Annotated in this window: 1 rRNA gene; it reads left to right on the forward strand. The window is 57.7% G+C overall.

What is annotated here, in order from left to right:
• A 16S ribosomal RNA gene (locus tag A3709_RS24265) occupies positions 1–333 on the forward strand; the annotation flags it as partial.

A 333-nucleotide genomic window follows, 5' to 3' on the forward strand; every position in this document is an offset into this window, starting at 1 on the left:
ACTGAAGAGTTTGATCATGGCTCAGATTGAACGCTGGCGGCAGGCCTAACACATGCAAGTCGAGCGAGAAAGCACTTCGGTGTGAGTACAGCGGCGGACGGGTGAGTAACGCGTAGGAATCTACCCAGTAGTGGGGGACAACAGTCGGAAACGGCTGCTAATACCGCATACGCCCTACGGGGGAAAGCGGGGGACCTTCGGGCCTCGCGCTATTGGATGAGCCTGCGTAAGATTAGCTAGTTGGTGAGGTAAAGGCTCACCAACTAGCTAATCTTACGCAGGCTCATCCAATAGCGCGAGGCCCGAAGGCCCCCCGCTTTCCCCCGTAGGGCG

It is taken from the genome of Halioglobus sp. HI00S01 (assembly GCF_001635445.1).
GTDB lineage: Bacteria > Pseudomonadota > Gammaproteobacteria > Pseudomonadales > Halieaceae > Halioglobus > Halioglobus japonicus.